Below are 23,315 nucleotides of genomic sequence, written 5' to 3' on the forward strand. Positions count from 1 at the left end.
TCCATGGAATGATTTTTGCAAATTTGGCCTCATGAACCGAACGAATCTTTTGAGCAGGCTGATGGTCCCGATGACGCTCATGCTCCTGCTTTCTGCCTGCGGAATTTTCCGCCAGGCGCCTCAGAAAACGGACGGCCCTCCTCCTTCGCTGAGCAAGCCTGAAAAGGAAGAACCCAAAAAACCCGTTGAAGAGCAACCCGTTGCGCGGGTCCCCTTCAATGTTCCCGCATTTTCCCGAGATGTGAAAAAAGACGTGTACAACATCGCGCTCTTCGCGCCGCTTTACCTCGATTCCGTTTTCGCCACTTCCCTGGAGATCCCCGGCCGCACTATGCCCCGCTACGTACTCCCCGGCCTCGAATTCTACGAAGGCGCACAGCTCGCCCTCGATTCCCTGGCCCGCCTCGGCGCTAAATTCAATGTGCAGGTGTACGACAGCAAAGCCCGCCAGAACGACCCGGCCACGCTCATCCGCAACGGCCGCCTCAATAATACCGACCTCATCATCGGATCGGTGACGGCACCTGAAATCAAAGCCCTGAGCGATTTCGCGAAACAAAAAGAGATCAACTTCGTATCAGCCACCTATCCCAACGACGGCGGCATCAACGGCAACCCCTTCTTCCTCATCACCAACAGCACCCTCCGCTCCCACGTGGAAGCCGTGCAAGATTACGTACAGAAAGGATTCGCCAATAAAAACATCCTCGTCCTCCGCCGCAACACGCCCTTTGAAGCTGGGATCTACGGCCATATCAAGTCCGCATTCGAAAAGATGGATTACGACAAGAAATCCCGTATCCGCGAAGTGATCTGGAGCGACGCGACCACTGAATCGCAGCTCTCCCAATACCTGCTCACCGACCGGCCCAACGTACTGATCGTGACCGCGCTTGACGAAGCAGGCGCCAAAGGCATCCTCCGCAAACTGGCCACCCAGCGCGCCACTTACCCGATGCACATCTTCGGCATGCCCACCTGGGACGTGATGAAGTTCAAAGAACCCGAATTCGAAGGCATCACGCTGTATTATACCTCGCCTTACTACAACGACAAGTCTGACGTATACAGCAAATACCTGACGGACGCTTTCCGCCATAAGTATAAATCCCGCCCATCGGACATGGCGTTCAAAGGATTCGAAGCAGTTTGGTATTTCGCGAATGCCATCACGCAAGATGGGCTGTATTTCAACAAAGACCTCAACAAACCGGGCAATCGCGTCTTCACCACCTTCAATTACCAACCGGTGTATTTGCAGGAAAACGCTGAAACGCCCGATTACTTCGAGAACAAAAACATATATATCATTCAGAAAGGCGATAGCGCGGACTTCAAGATGAACGCTATTAATTAACTGAAAGACAATTTTTTATAAAAAAGGCCGGCACTCCCGGTCTTTTTTTGTGCCCGCCGCAGCCAACCCGGCGGACCGGTTTTTGTTGTAGATGGAAGTATCCATGCAGCAACCCGTACTTACATTTACCGAAGGCGGTATTTATTGTCCGGCGGGCGGTTTTTACATCGACCCCTGGAAGCCGGCCGACCGCGCCGTGATTACCCACGCCCATTCCGACCATGCCCGTTGGGGCAGCCGGCATTACCTCTGCACGAGGGATTCCGTGCCGCTGCTGCAATTGCGGTTAGGGAAGGAAATTTCCGTGCAGGGCGCGGGTTGGGGGGAGACGGTGAAGATCGGCGGTGCGGAGTTATCGTTTCATCCCGCGGGGCACATGATCGGGTCGGCGCAGGTGAAGGTGACGGTGGGCGGGCAAACCTGGGTGGCCAGCGGCGATTACAAAACGGAAAACGATGGTATTTCCGGCGCTTTCGAGCCTTTGCGCTGCCATACTTTCATCACGGAAAGCACTTTCGGGCTTCCGATCTATCGCTGGCGGCCGCAAACGGCCATTTTCAACGATATCGAAGCCTGGATGCGGGAAAACGAAGCGGCGGGGAAGCAAAGTATCCTCGTTGCGTACAGCCTGGGGAAGGCGCAACGGCTGCTTTACAACCTGGCGCATACGGGAAAGCGGTTCTTCGTCCACGGTGCGATCTACAATGCGCATGAAGTGTTGCTGGGGGCGGGATGGCCCCTCCCGCCAGTGGAGCTTATCACTCCGGATACGCCTAAAAACGACATGAAAAACCATCTCATTATTTCTCCGCCATCAGCGTCCGATTCCGCCTGGATGAAAAAATTCGCACCCTACTCACTGGGCGTTTGCAGCGGCTGGATGCAGGTCCGCGGGAATACACGAAGAATGAATGCGGACGCGGGCTTCGCCATTTCGGACCATGCCGACTGGACGGGATTGCTGCAAACCATCCGCGCGACCGGCGCCGAAAAAGTTTTTGCAACGCACGGTTTCACCAGCGTGCTGGCGCGGTACCTGGAAGAAAACGACATCCCCGCCGAAGTGGTGCGCACGGCTTACGGCGGCGAGGAGGAAACCACTGAAACCAACGCCTGATGCATCAATTCTCGCAGCTTATATCAGACCTTTCGCACAGCACCAAGACCAACGAAAAGCTGGAGCTGCTCAGCCGCTATTTCTCCACGGCCGACGAGCGCGACAAAGCCTGGGTACTGGCCCTGTTCACCGGGCGGCGGCCCCGGCGCGCGGTGAACTCCGCGCAGATGCGGCTATGGTGCCGGGAGGTGACAGGGTTGCCGGAATGGCTGTTTAACGAGTGTTACCATACTGTGGGTGATTTGGGCGAAACCATCGCGTTGCTGTTACCGCCGCCGGAACAGCGCGACGCGGGGAAACCGCTGCATTATTGGATGGAGGCGCTCATCGCGCTGGAAAAGGCGCCGGAAGCGGAGAAATCGGCTTTTATACGCAGTGCCTGGGAGCAATTGCAGCCGGGCGAGCGGTTTGTATTCAACAAGCTGATCACGGGCGGGTTCAGGATCGGCGTGTCCCAGGGCACGATCGTCAATGCCATTGCGAAGGCTTTTTCGATGGAAAGCGCCGTGGTGAGCCATATGATCAGCGGCACCTGGAACCCGCGGGAAACCACGCTGCCGCAGCTGCTCCATAATCATCACAGCAATCCGGATGATTCACGGCCGTACCCATTCTTTTTGGCGCATGCGCTGGAAGGAGGGCCCGCAGTGCTGGGAGCGCCGGAAAATTGGCAGGCGGAATGGAAATGGGACGGCATCCGGGGGCAGCTGATCCGGCGGAATGGACAGGTTTTTCTTTGGTCGAGGGGCGAGGAGCTGATCACGGAGAAATTCCCGGAAATCGCTTCCCTGCTCGCTAAACTGCCCGACGGCACGGTGATCGACGGAGAAATCCTCGCCTGGGACGAAGCCCTTCGCCGGCCATTGCCGTTTCAAAACCTGCAAACCCGCATCGGCCGGAAAAATCTCACTAAAAAACAACTGCAGGAATCGCCGGTGGTGCTGCTGGCGTATGACCTGATGGAATGGCTGGGGCAGGATATCCGCCCCTCCCCGCTCCGCGAGCGCCGGCAATTGCTGGAAAGCCTCGTGGCAGAGGTTGACCAACCGGCACTGAAGCTTTCTCCCGTCATCGCGTTCAGCGATTGGGAAACATTGGCGGCGCTGCGCGAACAAAGCCGCGACAACAACAGCGAAGGCATTATGTTGAAAAATGCGGCATCCGCCTACCAAGTGGGCCGCCGGCGAGGGGATTGGTGGAAATGGAAGATCGATCCGTTTACGGTGGATGCGGTGATGGTGTATGCGCAAAAAGGACATGGACGGCGATCCAATCTATATACAGACTACACATTCGCGGTGCGCAACGGCGATCAGCTGGTTCCCTTTGCCAAGGCGTATTCCGGCCTCACCGATGCGGAGATCGCCGAGGTGGATAACTGGGTAAAAAGACATTCCGTGGAGAAGTTCGGGCCTGTGCGCACGGTGACGCCAGAACTGGTATTCGAGATCGCGTTCGAAGGCATTGCGGCGAGCAACCGGCACAAATCAGGCATCGCGCTCCGCTTCCCCCGCATCCACCGCTGGCGGAAAGACAAACCCGTTTCCGAGATCAATACACTTGACGACCTCAAACAGCTGTTGGCGCAACAATCCTGACCCTTTCCTTTACCCTTTTAGTCTACAGAATATGTGTTGAAGTCATGTACTACCTTTGGTTTGCGGGAGCTTGAACCTGCCGCCAAAACATCCCTGAACCGTAGTAAAAACGGAAGGAGAAAGAACCAATCATTCGATGACCACAAATTTGAATATGCAATTGTACCAACCATTGCCGGATTATTGGCTTTCCACCGTTTGCGGGACGGATAGGAGTTTCTATTCACACGTGATAAATATTTAAGAACAGATGGACCTGCAGGCCGCATTGTTGCTCGTATTAATCGGATTTGGAATCGGAACCTTCGGCACCTTGATCGGGGCCGGCGGCGGCTTTATTTTGATGCCTTTGCTGTTGCTCATGTACCCGGACATGGCGCCTGACGTGCTCACGAGCATTTCGCTGGCCGTTGTTTGCCTGAACGCCACTTCCGGATCTGTGGCCTACGCCCGTAAAAAGCGGATCGATTACCGGTCGGCCGCCATCTTCGCCGTGGCTACTTTGCCCGGCGCGATTCTCGGCGCCATGGCCACCAGCGTCATCTCCCGGCACACTTTCAACCTGATTCTTGGGGGTTTGCTCATCGTAATCGCCGTATTCCTCTTCCTGAAACCCGGGCAGGGCGCCTATGCCAAAGGAACCCTCAAAGGCAAATGCGTTGACCGCGACCTTACGGAGCGCAGCGGGGAACAGCATCAGTACCGTTTCAACATCTGGTACGGCATCCTCATCAGCTTCGCCGTAGGCTTCATCAGCAGCCTGCTCGGCATTGGCGGCGGCATTATACACGTGCCCGCGCTGATCAGCGTGCTCAACTTCCCGATCCACATCGCCACAGCCACGAGCCATTTCATTCTCGCGATCATGTCGCTGGCGGGTACCGTAGTGCACATGATCCAGGGGAGCTTCTGGGAAGGCTGGCAAACTGCCCTCGCCATCGGCATCGGCGTGGTAGCGGGCGCCCAACTGGGCGCGGGGCTTTCCAGCAAAGTAAAACCCAAAGGCATCATGATCGCCCTGGCCGGCGCATTGCTCATCGTAGGCGTACGGCTGCTTTTTACCTGATTTCACCTCAACGGATAATACGCAAAAAGCCGGTTGATGATCAACCGGCTTTTTATTTCCATGCAGTTTTCGACATATCACTGCAACATAAAACTCAACACGAACAGTACCGACAGCACGTACATGACCGGGCTGATCTCGCGGTATTTCCCGGTAAAAACTTTCAGCAGTACGTAAGACAGCATCCCGAAAACGATCCCCTCGGCGATGCTGTAGGTATAGGGCATCATGACGATCGCCAGGAAGGCGGGGATCGCCTCCGTCACATCATCAAAGTTGATCTTCACCACCGCTCCCATCATCAGCATCCCCACAATAATGAGTGCGGGCGCTGTTGCCGCGACGGGGATCATAGCGAAAAGCGGGGCGAAGAACAACGCCAGCAGGAACATCACCGCCACCGTTACTGCCGTTAACCCGGTCCTCCCGCCAGAAGCGATGCCGCTCGCGCTTTCCACATAAGCCGTTACCACGCTGGTGCCCAGCAGCGCCCCGGCCGTTGTGCCCACCGCATCCGCGAACAAGGCTTGCTTGGCCCGGGGAATGCGGCCCTGCGCGTCGAGCAGGCCGGCTTTATTGCATAAGCCGATGAGCGTGCCTACCGTATCGAACAAATTGACCATCAGCAACGTAAACAGGATCACGACCATATCCATCGTAAAAATCTTATCGAACTCCAGCTGAAAAGCAATGGGTGAAATACTCGGCGGCAGGCTTACAATGCCGTGGTCGGGCCATATGGTAAGGCCTAACGGAATGCCAGCCAGCGTAGCGAAGAGGATCCCCAGCAGAAGCGCCGCATTCACTTTTTTGTACATCAATACGGCGCTGACAATGAGGCCCACCAATGCAATGAGCGGTCCTGCGCTGGTGATCTGCCCGATTTTGAGGATCACACCGTCGAGCTTACCGTCGCCCACATGCCGCATACCCGTTTCGATGATCCCCGCGTTGGCCATGCCTATCAGCGCGATGAGGAGGCCGATGCCGACGGAAATGGCGTGTTTGAGGTTTTCAGGGATGGAATGAATGATCGCTTCGCGGATATGAAAGAGGGAAAGAAAGATGAAGATGATCCCTTCCAGGAAAACAGCCGTAAGCGCAAACTGCCAGCTGTAACCCATACCGAGCACGATGGTATAGGCGAAAAAGGCGTTGAGGCCCATGCCCGGAGCGAGGCCCACGGGGAGTTTCGCGTAGAGCCCCATCACCAGGGTGCCGATGGCGGCGGCCAGGGCGGTAGCCGTGATCAGGGCGTTGAAATCCATACCCGTTTTGGAAAGAATCATGGGGTTGACCGCCAGGATATACGCCATGGTCGAAAAAGTGGTAAGTCCCGCCAGCAGCTCCTGCTTTACGGTGGTACCGTTCTCGTGTAAACGAAAGAAATCGCGCATATGACAAAGGTAGGCCATGCTGGAATTTTTCCTAATTTCATTGTCTGATGAAACAAACACCCGGCTGGCAAGCGATCGAACAGTGGCTGGGAGCGAAAGGACTGGCTCCCTTCGCCTTCCAGGAAGAAGCATGGGAACATTACCTCCAGGGCCGCTCCGGCCTGGTGAATGCCCCCACGGGCTTCGGCAAGACCTTTTCCTTATTCCTCGGGACGGTGATCCGCTGGATCAACGAAAACCCGGAAGACTACCGCAGGCGGACGGGCAATGGCCTCCGCCTCATGTGGATCACGCCGTTGCGGGCACTCGCCAAAGACATCGGCCGCGCCATGGAAGAAGCGCTCCGCGAGCTGAGCGTGCCCTGGGCAGTAGGGATCCGCAGCGGTGACACGCCCGTTTCCGTCCGCGAGAAACAGAAGCGCAACATGCCCGAGGTGCTCATCATCACCCCCGAATCCCTTCACATCCTGCTCGCGCAGAAAGAATATCCCAAACGCTTCGAACACCTCGAAACCATCGTGGCCGACGAATGGCATGAACTGCTCGGGAGCAAGCGTGGGGTGATGACCGAACTGGGCATCAGCCGGCTCCGCGGCCTCCGCCCGGAGCTCCGTATCTGGGGCATCTCCGCCACCATCGGCAACCTCGACGAAGCGCTCGACGTGCTGCTGGGCAACCAGCCTGGCGAACGGGTAATCGTTCGCGCAGATGTCCGCAAGGCTATCGAAGTAGAAAGCATCCTCCCCGACGAGATCGAAAAATATCCCTGGGCGGGCCATATGGGGCTGCGGCTCCTCCATAAAGTGATCCCCGTGATCATGGAAAGCAACACTACTCTGCTTTTCACCAACACACGCGGACAATCGGAAATCTGGTACCACCAAATCCTGAAAGAATGTCCGGAACTGGCGGGCGCTATCGCGCTGCACCACGGTTCCATCGACGCCGAGCTGCGCATCTGGGTGGAAGAAGCACTGCATACCGGTGTGCTCAAACTGGTGGTATGCACCTCCAGCCTCGACCTCGGCGTGGATTTCAGGCCGGTGGACACGGTGATCCAGGTGGGCAGTCCCAAAGGCGTGGCGCGGTTCCTGCAGCGCGCCGGGCGTAGCGGCCACCGTCCTGACGCTGTCAGCAGGATCTGGTTCCTCCCCACCCACTCTCTCGAGCTCGTAGAAGCCGCGGCGCTGAAAGACGCCATGGCGGAGAACCTCATCGAAAGCCGCATGCCTGTCATCCTTGCGTTCGACGTACTGTTGCAATATCTCATGACGCTCGGCGTGTCCGAAGGTTTTAACCCGGAGGAAATCAAAAAGGAGGTGCAGTCGACTTTCTGTTTCCGGGAGATGACGGATGAAGAATGGACCTGGTGCCTGGCGTTCCTCGTTTCCGGCGGCGAAGCGCTGCAGGTGTACGACGAGTACCACAAGCTTCATCTCGTGGGCGACCGCTATTACTGCACCAGCAAGCAACAGGCCATGCGCCACCGGTTGCATATCGGCACCATCGTGAGCGACGCCATGTTGAAAGTGCGGTACCTGGCGGGCGGGTACGTCGGCGTCATCGAAGAATATTTCATTTCGCGCCTCACGCCCGGCGACAGCTTCCGGCTGAGCGGGCATAACCTGGAGTTCGTCATGATCAAGGATATGACGGTGCTGGTGCGCAAATCCAAATCGAAAAAAAGCATCGTGCCCAGCTGGAACGGGGGTAGGATGCCATTGTCCGCCAATCTCGGGAAAATGCTCCGCCGGAAGTTCCACGAAGCGATGTCAGGGCAGGCCCGCGAACCGGAAATCGCTATCTTGCAGCCGCTCTTCGAACTGCAGCAGCTGCTTTCGCACATTCCGGCGGAAAACGAATTGCTGATGGAGCAGATACAGACGGAAGACGGATATCATCTTTTTGTGTATCCATTCGAAGGGCGGCTGGTGCATGAGGTGATGGCCATGTTGCTTGCCTGGCGGATCAGCCGGCGGCATCCCATCACGTTTTCGATCGCCATGAACGATTACGGGTTCGAGCTGCTGAGCGACCAGCCCATCCCGGTGGACGACACCAATGCAGACGAACTTTTCTCCCTCGAAAACCTGACGGCCGATTTGCAAAGCAGTGTAAACGCCACGGAGATGGCACGGCGCAAGTTCCGGGACATATCCGTGATAGCGGGGCTCGTGTTCCAGGGGTATCCGGGAAAATCGAAGGCCAACCGGCATTTGCAGTCGTCGGCCTCGTTGTTGTTCAAAGTGTTTGAGGATTATGATGCCCAGAACATGCTCGTTCGGCAGGCTTATAACGAAGCGTTTTTTTACCAGATGGAAGAGGTGCGGTTGCGGGATATGCTAGAAAGAATTGGCAACAGCAAGATCGTCATCACATTCCCGCAGCGGCTGACACCATTCTGTTTCCCGATCAAAGTGGATAGTTTGCGGGAAGAACTGACGAGCGAGAAACTCGAAGACAGGATTAAAAAGATGACGTTGTGGCAATAGCGCTGCTGCTTAGAAGGCAGCAGGCCGTTGTTTCGATAATAATAATTCCCGGCGCAGACCGGTAAATCATTGGAAAATTGGAAGATGTAAGATTTGAATGCAAAGGCCATCACTGGCGGCTTTCCGCCGGGAAGGCGGCATTTTGGGAAGAAGAGCGAGCGCTCATTGTGGCGGACCTGCATGTGGGGAAGGCGGCGCATTTCCGGAAAGCGGGGATCGGGGTGCCGGCGAACATTGTGCAGGATGATCTTTACCGGTTACAACAGCTAATCACGAAATACAACCCGGAAAGGTTGATCGTGGTGGGCGATATGTTTCATAGTTCGGAGAACATTGAAGTGCAGTATTTCCGGATCTGGCGGAACCAGTTTCCGCATATCCGGTTCGAGCTGGTGACAGGGAACCACGACATCATGGATCCGGCGGTGTATGCTTCGCTGGACGTTGCATTGATGGAATCACTGACACTGGGCGGCATGTATTTCGTGCACGACCCGAAGGACAGATTGTCGGATGGCGGAGAATTGTACGCCGTGTCAGGGCACATTCATCCCGGAGTTTGGATGGTGGGGAATGGCAGGCAGCGGTTGCGGCTTCCCTGTTTTTATTTCGGGCCGGAGGGTGCGATATTGCCGGCGTTCAGTGCGTTTACGGGCACTTACTGCGTGGAGCCGGATCCTTCTTCGGAGGTATTTGTGATCGGGGGGACCGGCGTTTACAGGGTGTGATGGGACGCATCGGACCTGGGGTGCGTACTTTTCCCGAATGCAAGGATATTTCCGTCCGCGTCTTTTACGGCGAAATCCCTGACGCCATAGGGTCTGTCGCCCGGGGGGATGAATACACCGGCGCCTTTCGCGATAATTTCGTTATAATAATCATCTACTTCGTCGCAAAAAATATATACGTGTCCTTCACCGATGGCTTTCTTATTGCCTGAGGATGCGGACCCAGACAGATGGATTTGGATTTCCCCCATGCTGATACCAACCACGCTACCGAATTCAAAATCCACGGAAAATCCCAGAACGTTCGTATAGAAAGCAATGGCGGCCGGGAGGTCGCTTACCTGGAAAATGGGGACGATGCATTCGGGTGTCATGGTATGGATTTGAATGAATAATAAATATACGAAGAGATTACAATGCCATTACCCAAGTGGAAGGTATAGTGAAATCTTTTGGCGTCGCTCCGCTCATTCGGCCCTATTCTAACACTATATTCTATCCTTATATCGTAGATTACATTTGCCTGCGTGCGTTTTGGCAATCGATAATCAAGTCAGGAAAACCGATCTATGGCCATTATTGGCCATTCTATTGTCGTTTTCGTTATAGGGTTGCTAAGGAATAAATCTTAGCTATCCAATAAACTTTAAAAAATACAATTGTTTGTCCCACAATAAATGCATCGCGATATCTTCTATGTAATTAGAGCTAATTCCGGAATGGCGTGAGGAGTTATTAAAACTTTATGCGATATCGCCCGGCATGCTATTCAGGTAAATTGTTCTCCGGATTCTAAAATGGCAGCAACGGGGGAAATCAATATAAAGCAGGCAAGACTTGGGTATCACTGAAAACACCGGCAAACAATTGAGTGATTAGCCATGCACATTAGCGCAAAAAAGCCGGAGTTACCTCCGGCATTGTCAATGGTTAACTTGGGGTTGGAACAATGATGAGTTCCCTTGCATATGACATATGGCATTCTTCTATGTCAAAGACTTAGTGGACGCGTTCATTGTAATATTGTATTAGCCTGGAAAACGACTTAACCTCGCAGTAATATTCGGTCAACCGGCTAAGGTAGCCTAACTGAATTCGGTTTACCGGCATGGGCTACGTAACTGAATGTGGCTACATCTATTTGCGACGTAACTGAATACGGCTTACCGGCATATGCGACGTAACTGAGTACGCAATACCGGTATAGGTTGCCTAACTGATTACGGACTACCGGGATACACAACGTAACTGAATACGCAATACCGGTATAAGTTGCCTAACTGATTGCAGACTCCCGAGATACACGACGTAACTGAATACGCAATGCCGGTATAGGCTGCCTAACGGAATGCGGACTACCGGTTGCACAACGTGACTGAATACGCAATACCGGCATAGCTGCCTAACGGAACGCGGACTACCGGGATACACGGCCTTACTGAATACGCAATACTGGTATAGGCTGCCTAACTGAATATGGTTTACCGGCATAGGCTGCCTAACGGACTGCGGACTACCGGTATATACGACGTAATTGAATACGCAATACCGGTATAAGCGACCTAACTAAATATGACCGGCATAGGCTACCTAACTGAATGCGGACTACCGGCATATACAGCGTAATTGAATACGCAATACCGGTGTAGTCTGCCTAACTGATTGCGGATTACCGGCAAATACGACGTAATTGAATATGACATTCCAGCATATGCCGCGTAATCAAGTACGACAAACCAGGATATCCTGCGTAACTGAATACGACTCACCAGCATAGCCCTCGCAGCGTTAAGCGACAGCCCGGCGATGCGATAAACAACAAATGCGAATGCTAGTTCTTCATCTGCTTCTTTAGCATGCTCACCTGCTCCTGCAGCTGATTCACCATGCCGGCGAGATGGTTCACGCTCATTTTGTGTTGCTGCCCCATCTTCTGGATGACCGCATCGGCCTGCCAGATCTCCAGTACTTCCTCCATATTCACAGAATAGGGATCGTACATAGGATTATCGGAAGCCAGGGTTACTTTCGCTTTTGAACGATTGCTCTTGAGCACCCGTTTGTACACGATACCCTCGCGGTTCGTCACCACAATGTAGGCCTCGTTGTTCCGGATATCTTCCCAACCGTCTACCTTATGGCAAACCACCACTGACCCCGAAGGCGTCGGCAACATCGAATCCCCCGCGATTTCGAAAGCGCGGTAATGACCCGCACCCAGCATCGGCAACGTAAATGTATTCAGCTCCTCGATGAATTCCTCATCATTGAAGCCCGCCAGGTAACCCGCAGCAGCCTTCACTGGAACAAATACCACATTCTGACGGTTCGTACCGCCCAATTTCTGCTGGCGCCTCCGCTCCAGGAAAGTTTCCTTCTGGGAACTGAGATCGCGCCGCAACAAGTCGTCAATCGAAACACGGAACATATCACTCACCTGCTCCAACACCTCCGTCCGTGGCTCTGCACGCTCCTCCTCATACGCACCCAGCAACGAACGCTTGATGTTGAGGCGGTCAGCAAATTCCTGCTGCGTCCAGCCCTTTTGCTTGCGCAGATATTTAAGATTTCGGCAAACAGTAGACATCCCTAAATTATTTAGTACAACAATGCTAACAAAATTAGCAAACATTTTTTGTAATAAAAAATTTAATCTGTGAGGCAACGCTTATTTTTGCCCCGGACAAACTCAAACAATATGCAAGCTTTGTTAGACATTCACTCGTACGTGCGTTGGCTGATCCTCGCATTCGGCATTATCGCCGTTTTCCGCGCCATTGCAGGCGTGGCCGGTAAAAAGCCCTATGGCCCAGGCGATGCCAAGGCAGGCCTCTTCTTCATGATCTTCCTGGACATCCAGCTGCTGATAGGCCTCGTTCTTATGTTCACCAGCTCCCTCACCCAAACCGCTTTCGGGGACATGGGCGCCGCCATGGGCAACAAAGCCCTCCGGTTTTTCACCGTAGAACACACCCTGCTGGCACTCGTTGCCATCACACTCGTGCACATCGGCCGTTCCAAAATCAAGAAAGCTGACGGCGACGCCAAAAAGCAAAAGTTCGCCCTCATCTTCTTCGGCATCGCCTTCCTCTTCCTCCTCGCCCTCATCCCCTGGCCCGGCCGCGAAGAGATCGGCAGAGCGCTGCTCCCGTCCCTCCGTTAATGGTCTATACACCATAATAAAAAAGTAAGAACAGGTTTCCCCGTTCTTACTTTTTTTATGCCCGGGATTTGCTTGCCATTATTCCCGTGCCATCCGACGGTTCAACCCTGCGTCTTATAAAATAACCGGTAAGAATAAATGTAAGGCAACGCCGCCAGCGCCATCCCCGCGAAAATAAACAGGAACACCCCGCTGATCACCGGTAAAAACATACCCGCCACCATAATCACAATGCCCGCATACAGCCAGAGCCGCCCCGCCATATGGTGCGTTTCCGTCCAGATCACATCGCTCGCCAGCGTCCACGGCGTCCGCACCCCAACGAAATAATTCGGCTTCAGGTGGCGGAGGAATACGCCCAGCGACGTAATCAACAAACCCACGCCCACAAATACCCACTTCTCCACGAAAATCTCCTTGCTGCGGCTGATCAGGAATATCACAACAGCCGTAAACACCGCCAGGTATATGTGTATCCGGAAACGGATACGATAATATTCACGCATATACATCCTGAAATCCGCCGGCGCCTCGTCCCAGGTTTCCCGCTTCGGTATATACCGGAACAACGCGTACAGCATGCCATTCGTAAAAAAGAGGAATATCATCAGCAGGAGAAACTCCCGTTTGTTCACCACCCCGTCGGCCACTCCGTTGATATTGAAATTGGTGGGAATCTCAGCAGGAAGCCCGTTCCAAATCAATGCCAGGTACACCATCGGGCCGAACAACAGTACCAGCAGCAGGAACTCTTTCACATAATCCGTGTGCTTCATAACGAAATGGATTAGTTCATCTATTAAAACAAACGCCGGATCTGTTTAGTTTATTTTTATTCTGCTAACAAAATTAGTTTTGCTAATATTTTTAGTAGTTTTGGATAAAGACCCATCTTATGCTGTTAGACGGCCAACGCACGATCGCTCATTTCGACCTGGACTGTTTCTTCGTTTCGGTCGAATGCCTGAAGGACCGCTCGCTGAAAGGCAAACCGCTGCTTGTAGGCGGGAAGAGTGACCGTGCCGTGGTAGCGGCCTGCAGCTACGAAGCCCGAACTTTCGGCATCCACTCCGCCATGCCCATGAAAATGGCGCTGCGGCTTTGCCCGCACGCCATCATCCGCGGCGGAGATTTCGAGGAATACAGCCATTTTTCGCGGGAAGTGACCGACATCATCGCCGGCTCCGCGCCTTTGTATGAAAAATCTTCCATTGATGAATTTTACCTGGATCTGACAGGCATGGACAAATATTTCGGCTCCCTCAAATGGACCAGCGAGCTCCGCCGGAAAATCATGCAGCAAACGCAGCTCCCCATTTCCCTCGGCCTCGCGTCCAACAAACTGATTTCCAAAGTCGCCACCAACGAAGCCAAGCCCAACGGCCAGCTTTCCATCCCGTTCGGTCACGAAAAAAGCTTCCTGGCACCCATGCCCGTCGAAAAGATTCCCATGGTAGGCAAGGAAACCGCCGCGCAACTCCGCCGCCGCGGTGTGGAAACGGTCAAGACCCTCAGCGAGATTCCCGTAGGCCTCCTGGAAGCCTGGATGGGCAAAAACGGCATTGCCTTATGGAACAAGGCCAACGGGATCGACGAATCGCCGGTGGTACCTTTCCACGAACAGAAATCCATCTCCACGGAATCCACCTTTCCGCAAGACACCATCGACCTGGGCTATATGCATAGCGAACTGGTCAGGATGACGGAAAAGATCGGTTTCGAGCTTCGACAGCAAAACCGCCTCACGGGCTGCGTCACCGTCAAGATCCGGTACTCAGATTTCGAAACGGTGACCAAACAACTGAATATCAACTATTCATCCAGTGACCATGTTTTGCTGAACCACGTTAAACAACTATTTACCAAACTATATGACCGCCGCCTGCTGGTGCGCCTCATCGGCGTTCGTTTCAGCCATCTTGTTTCGGGTAATTACCAGATCAGCCTGTTCGACGATACGGAAGACATGATTTCGCTTTACCAGGCCATCGACAGCATCAAATCACAGTTCGGCTGGCAGTACCTGATGCGCGGCAGCAGCAGCGGTGGCAATTTCGAGCAGCCGATGCAGCCATTCCGGAAAGCAACTTTTGTTATGAAACACAGATATCCGCATTAACATGTACCTGAATTGCAAATCCTGGTTCAGCCTGCGGCACGGCACCATTCGTACCGACGAGCTCGTGGCCGTCGCGAAGGCGCACGGCATTACGTCGTTGGCGCTCACCAACATCAACGCCACAACAGACGCGTGGATGTTCGTGCAGGAATGCATGCAGCACGACATCAAGCCCATCCTCGGGCTGGAATGCCGCAACGGCGCCGTGTTCCGGTACATCTTGCTGGCCAGGAGCACGGATGGCTGGCGGGAAATCAACCGTTTTCTGTCATGCCACCTGCGATCGGGCGAACCCTTTCCGGCGGAGGCTCCTTATCTCCCCGATACATTCGTTATTTACAATTGGGGCGCAAAGCCCCTCCCTTCGATGGCCGCACATGAACTCGCAGGCGTACGGCCCCGCGAGCTGAACAAACTTTTCCGCACCGACACGCGCCGGTATGCCGACAAGCTGGTCGTTCTACAGCCATTGAGTTTCCAGAACGAAGCATCGCAACAGCTGCACCGGGTGCTCCGGGCGGTTGACAACAACCTGCTGATCAGCCAGCTGCCCCCGGAGGAGGTTGCCGGAACAGACGAATGTTTCCTGCCGCCTAATCAACTGCTGGAGCAGTTTAAAGCGTTCCCGCATATTGTCCGCAACACCCTGCGGGTGATGGAGGAATGCAATATTCATTTCACATTTGGCGGGCATCTCAATAAAAAACGCTTTACTCATAGCCGCGAAAACGACCGCCAGCTCCTGCGCGACCTCGCTTACGAAGGCATGGAATACCGCTATGGGATGGAAAATACGGAAGCGCGGCAGCGGATCGAAAAAGAGCTGGCGATTGTTGACCAGCAGGATTTCAACGCGTATTTTCTCATCACCTGGGACATTGTGCGGTACGCGCGGCACCGGGATTTTTTCCATGTGGGCCGGGGCAGCGGCGCCAATTCCATCGTCGCGTATTGCCTGGGGATTACGAACGTGGACCCCATCGCGCTGGATTTGTATTTCGAGCGGTTCCTCAACCCGCACCGCACATCGCCGCCGGATTTCGATATCGATTTTTCGTGGCGCGACCGCGACGAGATATTCGATTATATCTTTCAGAAGTACACCTCCGAACATACGGCACTGTTGGGAACGGTAGCCACTTTTCAGACGAACGCCATCGTCCGCGAGCTGGGAAAAATATACGGTTTGCCGAAAGGGGAAATCGACAAAATCCTCGAAAACCCTTACCAGGTGAAGCTCGGGGAAGACAATGTGCACCAGCGCATCATCCGCTACGGGCGCATGCTCGACCGCTTTCCTAATCACCTGAGCATCCATGCCGGCGGGGTGCTCATCAGCGAAGCGCCCATTCATCAATACTGCGCCACGCATATGCCACCAAAAGGGCTGAGCACCGCGCAGCTCGACATGCACCTGGCAGAGGCGATCGGCCTGCACAAGTTCGACATCCTCAGCCAGCGCGGCCTTGGGCATATCCGCGATTCGCTGGATATCATCAAGGAAAACCGCGGCGTGGATATCGACATTCACGATGTGAAGTCATTTATGAAAGACGTCCGCGTTCGCGACGCTCTTCGAAACGTGCAGACGATCGGCTGCTTTTACATCGAATCTCCCGCAATGCGGCAGCTGTTGCGCAAGCTGCGCTGCGACGATTACATCACGCTGGTGGCCGCGAGCTCGATTATTCGTCCGGGTGTGGCGCAGGCTGGCATGATGCGGCAATACGTGCTGAACTTCCATCAGCCGGATAAGGTCGAATACCTGCATCCTGTCATGAAAACGTTGCTGGGAGAAACTTACGGGGTGATGGTTTACCAGGAAGACGTGATCAAGGTCGCGCATCATTACGCTAATCTCGACCTGGCGGATGCCGATACCTTGCGGCGGGCGATGGCGGGAAAGTACCGCGGGCAGCAAAATTTCGAGAAGATCAGAAATCTTTTTTTCGACAACTGCGAAAAGCTGGGGCGGCCGCGGGCGGTGAGTGAAGAAGTGTGGCGGCAGATCGCGAGCTTCGCCAACTTTTCATTTTCGAAAGCGCACTCCGCGAGTTTCGCCGTGGAAAGTTACCAGAGCCTGTACCTGAAAACGTATTTCCCGGCGGAGTTTATGGTGGCGGTGATCAATAATTTCGGTGGTTTTTACAACCGGGAATTGTATTTCCGGGAGTTGAAGAAAACGGGCGCGCGCATCCACCCGCCCTGCGTCAACCGAAGTGATTATTACACCAATATCAAAGGAAACGAAGTGCATGTGGGGTTCATCCATGTGGAGAAGCTGGAGCAGGCCTGGATTGCATCTGTACTGGAAGAACGGGCGGCGAACGGGCGGTTCCTGGGGATGGAGGATTTCGTGAACCGTACGCAGCCTGCCCCCGCGCAGATGGAATTGCTCATCCGGGTGGGGGCGTTTCATTTCACGAAGGAGACAAAGAAAAACCTGTTGTGGAAGAGCGCGGCGTTGTTGCGGAAAGAGACAAAAGATCCTGCGAAACCGGGGCTTTTCCATGAGCCATCCCGCGACTGGACGCTGCCAGCGCTGGCTTACCATGAGCACGAAGATGCCTTCGACGAGATCGAGTTGCTGGGTTTTCCGTTATCATCGCCGTTTGAAGTGTTACACCACGACCAACGTGCTTACCATTCTGTTTCTGACATGGAGAAAAATCTCGGACGGCAGGTAACGATGCTGGGATATCTCGTCACACTCAAGCATGTGTATACCATCAAGCAGGAGGCAATGTGCTTCGGCACTTTCCTGGACCGTGACGGCAATTTCCTGGACACGGTGCATTTTCCGGACAGCCTGCGCCGTTTTCCGTTTATGAAAAGCGGTTTCTACATCCTGGAAGGCACGGTTATCGAGGAGTTCGGGGTGTATTCACTGGATGTATACCGGATGCGGAAAATCGGTTATTTCGAAGATAAAGCGAAAGAAACCGGGACCGTCCGCGCCACACTCAATCCTGTTTAGATCGTCTTCTTCCGCTATTTGCTTCAATAAAAAAAGGCTGAAGCAATGATGCTTCAGCCTGTATGTTTTTGCGGTTACCGCAACTATTCCAGGTCGAAAAGGCCTTTGTTCAGCAGCTGGAGGGTTTTCTCCTTGTACTGACCACCAACGAGGATGGAAATGTTGTGCCTGCTGCCGCCGTAAGAAATCATGCGGAGGGGCACTTCGTTGAGGGAATCGAACAGTTTCTTGAGGATAGACGGGGTAGCAGCTACTTCGTTGCCCACTATGGAAACGATGGCCTGATGGTGATCCAGTTCCACGGTACCGAAGGGCTGCAGTTCCTTCAGAATCTGGTCGAGGTGGCGCTGATCGTCGATGGTGATGGAAACCGCCACTTCAGAAGTGGTGATCATATCGATCGGCGTGCGGTATTTTTCGAAGATTTCGAAGATTTTGCGGAGAAAGCCGTAAGCCAGAAGCATGCGGCTGGATTTGATTTTGATGGCGATGATGCCGTCTTTCGCCGCGATTGCCTTCACGCCGTTGCCGTTGGGCATTTCGGTGATGATGGTGCCTTTTGCTTCGGGCTGCATGGTGTTCAGCAGTTTCACGGGAATATTGAAATGCTGTGCAGGCCAGATGGATGCGGGATGGAGGATCTTCGCGCCGAAGTACGCCAGCTCGGCGGCTTCGTCAAACGAAAGTTGCTCGATCGGGAAAGTTTTCTTCACAACGCGGGGATCGTTGTTGTGCATACCGTCGATATCGGTCCAGATTTGCACTTCTTTCGCCTGGATGGCTGCGCCGATGAGGGAAGCGGAATAGTCGCTGCCGCCACGTTTCAGGTTGTCCACTTCTCCGCGTGCGTTGCGGCAGATGTACCCTTGCGTGATGAAAAGGGTGTCACCTTTATGCTGTTCGAGGAGGTGATTGAGTTTTACTTTGATGCGCGGGATTTCAGGCTCTTCGAATTCGTCGATGCTCATGAACTCCAGCGCGGGGAGGAGTACGGATTTGAATCCGGCTTCCCCGAGGTATGCGCTGAAAAGTTTGGTAGACAGCAGTTCGCCCTGGGCGAGGATGTCTTTGTTCAGCGCTTCGTTGAAGGAAATACGGAGGATGATATTGAGAAACTCAAAATGCTCGTCTACGATGGCTTTGGCGTTGGCCCGTCCGGCTTCCGTTTTCACCAGTTCCTCACAAAAGGAACGGTAGTGGCTTTCCAGCTTGTCGATCTGCTGCTTCGCCTCGGCCTTCTTCCCTTCGGACAGCGAGGTTCCGATTTCGACAAGTGCATTGGTAGTTCCGGAGAGTGCGGACAGTACCACGATTTTGGCATCAGCGTCTGCTGTGATCAACTGCGCCACGGAATGCATACGCTCCGGTTTGCCAACCGAGGTTCCGCCAAATTTTAAGACTTTCATTTTGTTGTGATATATATTACTTAAAAATTGATTTCAAATTTTTTCGCTACTTCGCCGAGGTCTTTCATCACGGGACCGAGGAGCGGGATGCCTGCATCCATTCTGTAGGCCTGCATTTCGCGTTCGGGATCTCCGGGAATGAGGACTTTTTCCTTTCCTTCCACGGTTTTGGCATTACGGAAGCGGTTGATCCAGGTATCCATATGCGACTTAAAATCGTCGGCCGGCCGGAAAGCGTCGACGCGCATGGCGCCGAAGAAGTGGCCGAGCCCTTTGCCCACAGGATCTGGCGGCAAAGGGAGGAAGCTGACGAACGGAGGCGCCCAGGGGCCGTAGTTGGCGCCGGAGAGCACTGCCGAAAAAATATCTACCACCGATCCCAGGCAATAGCCTTTGTGGCTTCCGTGCTCGCGGTCGCCGCCGAGGGGCAGCAACGCGCCGCCGCTCTTCAGCTCGTTGGGATTGGTGCTCGCGTTTCCATCTTTGTCCTGAACCCACCCGGTCGGCGCTTCCAGCTCCTTGCGCTGGAGGATCTCCAATTTTCCATTAGCCGCCGTCGTAGTCGCGAAATCGGCCACGAAAGGCGGCTGCTCCCCTGCCGGAATGGCTACAGCGATAGGATTGGTACCCAGCATGCGCTCCGTTGCGAAAGTAGGTGCTACCAGTGGGCTGGCATTGGTCATCGCCATGCCGATCATATCCTGTTCCAACGCCATCATGGCGTGATACCCCGCAATTCCGAAGTGATTGGAATGGCGGACGCTCACCCATCCGGTGCCGGCGATCTTCGCTTTATCGATAGCCACCTGCATAGCAAAAGGCGCCACCACCAGGCCAAGCCCTCCGTCTCCGTCCACCACCGCAGTCGACGGCGTTTCGTGCACGATCCGGATATCCGGTGTTGGATTGATGCGGCCGGCTTCCCAAAGGCGCACATAGCCACTTAGCCGCGCAACCCCATGAGAATCAATTCCCCTAAGGTCGGCAGACAATAATACTACGGCCGCCAGTTCCGCATGTCCGGCAGAACAGCCCATTTTCAGGAAAACATCGCGGGTAAACGTTTTTAGTTGCCCATACGGTAAAATCTGCTCCATCCTGTTGATTCGGTTATGCCTGAGCGGAAGGACCGCCAAAGTTCATCGGTAAGGAAACCGGTTCCTGGTCCTGAATGGTGCCATGAGCGGATTCATATTTTTTCACATTATCCACCAGCGCTTTCATGAGGCGCTTGGCGTGTTGCGGAGTCAAAATGATTCTCGACTTTACCTTCGCCTTTGGCAGGCCCGGCATCACATTAATAAAATCCACCACAAACTCTGACGGAGAATGCGTGATAATCGCCAGGTTGGCATACGTTCCGTCTGCTATTTCCTCGCTCAGTTCAATATTCAGCTGTTGCTGCTCATCTTGATTTTCCATTATATGTGAATTTGGAAGTACAAAAATAGAAAAAGAGGTGCCAATTCCAGCACCTCTTTTTTTATTATATGTACTACATCACCAGATGTTACCGCGAAGAGAAGGTTAATACTTCGTCCACAATGCGCGGTGCGGCCACGTTATAGGAGTAATTCAGGTGGAATTCCTTCTTAACGGGATCGTAGAAATTAGGCCCCCAGCTCTGGTCCACATTGGGTGTTACGCCCGCCGGAGTGATTGTTACCGAATTGTCCGCATTGATGGTCATAATCATATAATAATTTGCCCCTCCCAGGTCGCCCAGTGGCGCCATTACAGAACGCGGACCAGTGGTAATCAGCTCTTTGTCTTCGCTGATGGCCCGGGGGCCGGCGCTCGGGTGCAGGAAAGTACCCACCGCACGGTAAGTGCCATGCCAGTCGTTTTTGATCACAACTTCGATGAAAATCTTCCCGAAATTGGCCGGCACAACAGCCCCGCTTCCATCCGCCAGCTGGAAACCGATCATCCATTTCTTGGCCAGATCGATTTTATCGGACTGAATTTTCACCTGGAAATTCACCGACGTTTGCCCTGCGGGAATAGACACCGTATGCTGCGGTATGGAATACGTGTTAGCCGGAAGTTGTTCATATTCGGTGCCATGCGCCGTATTATACTGTTCCGCCGCATTGGCGATGAGGTTCACTTTAGCTGAAGCCGCCCCGCTCAAAGGCCCGTTAGACGCCAGCGAAACGTTGAGGTTCATCGTTTGCGGTTCCGCCGCCAGGTCAAATGCCTCGATAACGCGGGTACCGTCGTGCTTGGCATAAAGAAATTGAACGGCGGGAGGCGCTTCGGTATAATCGATGTAATTATCATCGTCCTTGAGGCAACCGGCCAGGAACGTACCTGCCACGGTGGCTACTATTATAAAAGAAAAGGTCTTTTTCATGTTCGGCAGTTTTAGTTTACGTCCCAGAAAAGTTTACTGGTGAATTGATCGATCTTACCCTGTTTGGAAACATTTGCGCCATTGTAGGCTTCTTCGGTTTGCGGATAAAGCAGTCTCACCGGCAAAATGCCTGGACGAACCGCTTCCAGCGACACGGGAATTACCGGAAATCCCGTGCGGCGGACCTCGTTCCAGGCTTCGAGGGAATTGATGAGATACATGGAAATCCACTTTTGGGTATGAATAGCGCGTAGCTTGTTCGGCGAATCATCCCAATCAATATCCACTTCCTCGCTTTCCAGGTAGGGAACTACCAGTTCCTTTTCCACATTCGCGCGCGTAGGATCCACCCCATACGTTCCGGCAAACCAGTCTGCCGTGATATCGGAAGACAACATCATGAAATAGAAACTTTCAGCGACACCTTCTTCATACAGCATCCGCGCATCTCCGAAATTCACGCCCAGCACTTCCACGGCTTCGGCCTGCAGAAATTTCACTTCCGACAGCTGGAACAGGATCGCGTCCTGGTTATGGCTTTTGAAGATGGTAGCCTGCCCGAAAGGCGTATGGTTCGGCGGATTCAGGTCACCCAGGTCGATGCCGGCCGGGGAAGCCGTTCCGAAGATCGCAACGCCTCTTTCGTGATCCACTTTGGAGATGCCGTATTTGGTAGGGCCGACGTATTTGTGTTCCGTGGCTTCACCATCGGCCGCGTCGAGATAATACCGGTTCCAGAAAGGATTTTGTTTGCCTTCAGTTTTCAGGTAGCCGGGATTCACTGCGGCATCTTCCCCGATAAACCCATCGGTATTGGCGGAAAGCGCGGTGAGCAGCGGCATGACGTAGGCTTTGCGGTCGGGAACGGAAGACTGCCGCATGAGGATGCGGAGTTTCACCGTGTTGGCGAACTGCCGCCATTTCATGAGATCGCCATGGAACATGATATCTTCTTCACCTACATGAATGGTATTGTCCGGATTGGTTTCTATCAACAGTTTCCGCGCTTCATCGAGTTGCTTGACCAGGTCCTCATAGATCACTTTGGCGTCGTCGTACGTGGGCGTGAGGTTGGATTTTCCTTTGAGCGCCTGGGCGTATGGGATGTTTCCATACTGGTCGACTACTTGCTGGAAAACGTAGGCCTTCATGATTTTAGCCATCGCGATGTAATACTCATGGTTCTTCAGCTCGAGAGCTTTCTTCTCCACAAATTCATAATCCATGAGGTTGTTGTACGACTGATTCCAGATGCCCTGTTCGGTAGCGCTGGTATAGTTGTAGGTGCGGTAAGTGTTGTAACCGCTTACCACATTGGTTTTGGCCCAATAACCTACTGTCCAGGCGCCGTAGGTTTGGTAGGTATTCACAACGAGGTTGCCGGTGCCGGAGAGCGCCGTGGAAAGGACGGCCTGGGGCGTGGCGTCGCGGGCGTCGTTAGGAGTGGTGTTGACATCCAGCCAGTCTTTTTTGCAACCGACAGCCAGGAATACCACACTCAACAATATCTGGAAAGTTATTTTCTTCATGATCGGATCG

Annotated in this window: 18 protein-coding genes; 9 read left to right on the top strand and 9 right to left on the bottom strand. The window is 53.8% G+C overall.

The window, feature by feature from the left end:
- Nucleotides 1-31: 31 nt before the first annotated feature.
- From WJU16_RS08975 to WJU16_RS08990, 4 genes are all read left to right on the top strand, one after another.
- On the top strand, nt 32-1,357 hold the full coding sequence (locus WJU16_RS08975) for an ABC transporter substrate-binding protein (RefSeq protein ID WP_341837982.1): 1,326 nt from the start codon (nt 32-34) through the stop codon (nt 1,355-1,357).
- Between the two features lie 103 nt (nt 1,358-1,460).
- Nucleotides 1,461-2,474, top strand: a complete 1,014-nt coding sequence (locus WJU16_RS08980) for a ligase-associated DNA damage response exonuclease (RefSeq protein WP_341837983.1) — start codon at nt 1,461-1,463, stop codon at nt 2,472-2,474.
- Entirely contained in the window at nt 2,474-4,072 is a 1,599-nt protein-coding gene (locus tag WJU16_RS08985; protein WP_341837984.1) for an ATP-dependent DNA ligase, read from the top strand. The genes WJU16_RS08980 and WJU16_RS08985 overlap by 1 nt, the downstream gene beginning before the upstream one ends.
- Before the next feature lie 250 nt (nt 4,073-4,322).
- Entirely contained in the window at nt 4,323-5,138 is an 816-nt protein-coding gene (locus WJU16_RS08990) for a sulfite exporter TauE/SafE family protein (protein ID WP_341837985.1), read from the top strand.
- A 77-nt stretch (nt 5,139-5,215) separates the two neighbouring features.
- Here the strand turns inward: WJU16_RS08990 and WJU16_RS08995 are convergent, their stop codons facing one another.
- The gene (locus tag WJU16_RS08995) at nt 5,216-6,553 is read right to left on the bottom strand and encodes an NCS2 family permease (RefSeq protein ID WP_341837986.1); all 1,338 of its coding nucleotides are present in this window, start codon (nt 6,551-6,553) and stop codon (nt 5,216-5,218) included.
- 29 nt (nt 6,554-6,582) lie between these two features.
- Between WJU16_RS08995 and WJU16_RS09000 the strand changes: the two genes are divergently transcribed.
- Complete coding sequence (locus WJU16_RS09000) at nt 6,583-9,027, top strand: ligase-associated DNA damage response DEXH box helicase (RefSeq protein ID WP_341837987.1); 2,445 nt, start codon at nt 6,583-6,585, stop codon at nt 9,025-9,027.
- 77 nt (nt 9,028-9,104) lie between these two features.
- Complete coding sequence (pdeM, locus tag WJU16_RS09005) at nt 9,105-9,755, top strand: ligase-associated DNA damage response endonuclease PdeM (protein ID WP_341837988.1); 651 nt, start codon at nt 9,105-9,107, stop codon at nt 9,753-9,755.
- Here pdeM and WJU16_RS09010 read toward each other — a convergent pair.
- Both WJU16_RS09010 and WJU16_RS09015 read right to left on the bottom strand, forming a co-directional pair.
- Nucleotides 9,743-10,129 (bottom strand): glyoxalase superfamily protein, encoded by a 387-nt coding sequence (locus WJU16_RS09010; RefSeq protein ID WP_341837989.1) that lies wholly within the window; start codon nt 10,127-10,129, stop codon nt 9,743-9,745. The two genes, pdeM and WJU16_RS09010, sit on opposite strands and share 13 nt — an antisense overlap.
- Before the next feature lie 1,457 nt (nt 10,130-11,586).
- Complete coding sequence (locus WJU16_RS09015; protein WP_298716553.1) at nt 11,587-12,342, bottom strand: XRE family transcriptional regulator; 756 nt, start codon at nt 12,340-12,342, stop codon at nt 11,587-11,589.
- Between the two features lie 111 nt (nt 12,343-12,453).
- Between WJU16_RS09015 and WJU16_RS09020 the strand changes: the two genes are divergently transcribed.
- Nucleotides 12,454-12,918, top strand: coding sequence for a hypothetical protein (locus WJU16_RS09020; RefSeq protein ID WP_341837990.1), 465 nt, complete (start codon nt 12,454-12,456; stop codon nt 12,916-12,918).
- A 101-nt stretch (nt 12,919-13,019) separates the two neighbouring features.
- On the opposite strand, the gene WJU16_RS09025 is transcribed toward WJU16_RS09020, so the two are convergent.
- A complete protein-coding gene (locus WJU16_RS09025) occupies nt 13,020-13,694 on the bottom strand; it encodes an SdpI family protein (RefSeq protein WP_341837991.1) in 675 nt (224 codons plus the stop codon).
- Between the two features lie 119 nt (nt 13,695-13,813).
- Here WJU16_RS09025 and dinB point away from each other — a divergent pair, with 119 nt between their 5' ends.
- Both dinB and WJU16_RS09035 read left to right on the top strand, forming a co-directional pair.
- On the top strand, nt 13,814-15,037 hold the full coding sequence (dinB, locus tag WJU16_RS09030) for a DNA polymerase IV (protein ID WP_341837992.1): 1,224 nt from the start codon (nt 13,814-13,816) through the stop codon (nt 15,035-15,037).
- 1 nt (nt 15,038) lies between these two features.
- On the top strand, nt 15,039-18,014 hold the full coding sequence (locus tag WJU16_RS09035) for a DNA polymerase III subunit alpha (RefSeq protein WP_341837993.1): 2,976 nt from the start codon (nt 15,039-15,041) through the stop codon (nt 18,012-18,014).
- Nucleotides 18,015-18,097: 83 nt separating this feature from the next.
- On the opposite strand, the gene WJU16_RS09040 is transcribed toward WJU16_RS09035, so the two are convergent.
- From WJU16_RS09040 to WJU16_RS09060, 5 genes are all read right to left on the bottom strand, one after another.
- On the bottom strand, nt 18,098-19,420 hold the full coding sequence (locus WJU16_RS09040; protein ID WP_341837994.1) for an aspartate kinase: 1,323 nt from the start codon (nt 19,418-19,420) through the stop codon (nt 18,098-18,100).
- 20 nt (nt 19,421-19,440) lie between these two features.
- A complete protein-coding gene (locus WJU16_RS09045; protein WP_341837995.1) occupies nt 19,441-20,517 on the bottom strand; it encodes an Ldh family oxidoreductase in 1,077 nt (358 codons plus the stop codon).
- Between the two features lie 13 nt (nt 20,518-20,530).
- The gene (locus WJU16_RS09050) at nt 20,531-20,842 is read right to left on the bottom strand and encodes a DUF3467 domain-containing protein (protein WP_341837996.1); all 312 of its coding nucleotides are present in this window, start codon (nt 20,840-20,842) and stop codon (nt 20,531-20,533) included.
- Nucleotides 20,843-20,930: 88 nt separating this feature from the next.
- The gene (locus WJU16_RS09055; protein WP_341837997.1) at nt 20,931-21,776 is read right to left on the bottom strand and encodes a BT_3987 domain-containing protein; all 846 of its coding nucleotides are present in this window, start codon (nt 21,774-21,776) and stop codon (nt 20,931-20,933) included.
- A gap of 11 nt (nt 21,777-21,787) precedes the next feature.
- Nucleotides 21,788-23,305: a SusD/RagB family nutrient-binding outer membrane lipoprotein gene (locus WJU16_RS09060; RefSeq protein WP_341837998.1), complete on the bottom strand. Its 1,518-nt coding sequence runs from the start codon at nt 23,303-23,305 to the stop codon at nt 21,788-21,790.
- Nucleotides 23,306-23,315: the final 10 nt, after the last annotated feature.

Origin of the sequence: Chitinophaga pollutisoli, from assembly GCF_038396755.1 — a bacterium.
Classification (GTDB): Bacteria; Bacteroidota; Bacteroidia; order Chitinophagales; family Chitinophagaceae; genus Chitinophaga; species Chitinophaga pollutisoli.

Coding starts and splice junctions, on each gene's coding strand:
- WJU16_RS08975 (WP_341837982.1), top strand. CDS start 32: ATGAACCGAACGAATCTTTTGAGCAGGCTGATGGTCCCGATGACGCTC.
- WJU16_RS08980 (WP_341837983.1), top strand. CDS start 1,461: ATGCAGCAACCCGTACTTACATTTACCGAAGGCGGTATTTATTGTCCG.
- WJU16_RS08985 (WP_341837984.1), top strand. CDS start 2,474: ATGCATCAATTCTCGCAGCTTATATCAGACCTTTCGCACAGCACCAAG.
- WJU16_RS08990 (WP_341837985.1), top strand. CDS start 4,323: ATGGACCTGCAGGCCGCATTGTTGCTCGTATTAATCGGATTTGGAATC.
- WJU16_RS08995 (WP_341837986.1), bottom strand. CDS start 6,553: ATGGCCTACCTTTGTCATATGCGCGATTTCTTTCGTTTACACGAGAAC.
- WJU16_RS09000 (WP_341837987.1), top strand. CDS start 6,583: ATGAAACAAACACCCGGCTGGCAAGCGATCGAACAGTGGCTGGGAGCG.
- WJU16_RS09010 (WP_341837989.1), bottom strand. CDS start 10,129: ATGACACCCGAATGCATCGTCCCCATTTTCCAGGTAAGCGACCTCCCG.
- WJU16_RS09015 (WP_298716553.1), bottom strand. CDS start 12,342: ATGTCTACTGTTTGCCGAAATCTTAAATATCTGCGCAAGCAAAAGGGC.
- WJU16_RS09020 (WP_341837990.1), top strand. CDS start 12,454: ATGCAAGCTTTGTTAGACATTCACTCGTACGTGCGTTGGCTGATCCTC.
- WJU16_RS09025 (WP_341837991.1), bottom strand. CDS start 13,694: ATGAAGCACACGGATTATGTGAAAGAGTTCCTGCTGCTGGTACTGTTG.
- dinB (WP_341837992.1), top strand. CDS start 13,814: ATGCTGTTAGACGGCCAACGCACGATCGCTCATTTCGACCTGGACTGT.
- WJU16_RS09035 (WP_341837993.1), top strand. CDS start 15,039: ATGTACCTGAATTGCAAATCCTGGTTCAGCCTGCGGCACGGCACCATT.
- WJU16_RS09040 (WP_341837994.1), bottom strand. CDS start 19,420: ATGAAAGTCTTAAAATTTGGCGGAACCTCGGTTGGCAAACCGGAGCGT.
- WJU16_RS09045 (WP_341837995.1), bottom strand. CDS start 20,517: ATGGAGCAGATTTTACCGTATGGGCAACTAAAAACGTTTACCCGCGAT.
- WJU16_RS09050 (WP_341837996.1), bottom strand. CDS start 20,842: ATGGAAAATCAAGATGAGCAGCAACAGCTGAATATTGAACTGAGCGAG.
- WJU16_RS09055 (WP_341837997.1), bottom strand. CDS start 21,776: ATGAAAAAGACCTTTTCTTTTATAATAGTAGCCACCGTGGCAGGTACG.
- WJU16_RS09060 (WP_341837998.1), bottom strand. CDS start 23,305: ATGAAGAAAATAACTTTCCAGATATTGTTGAGTGTGGTATTCCTGGCT.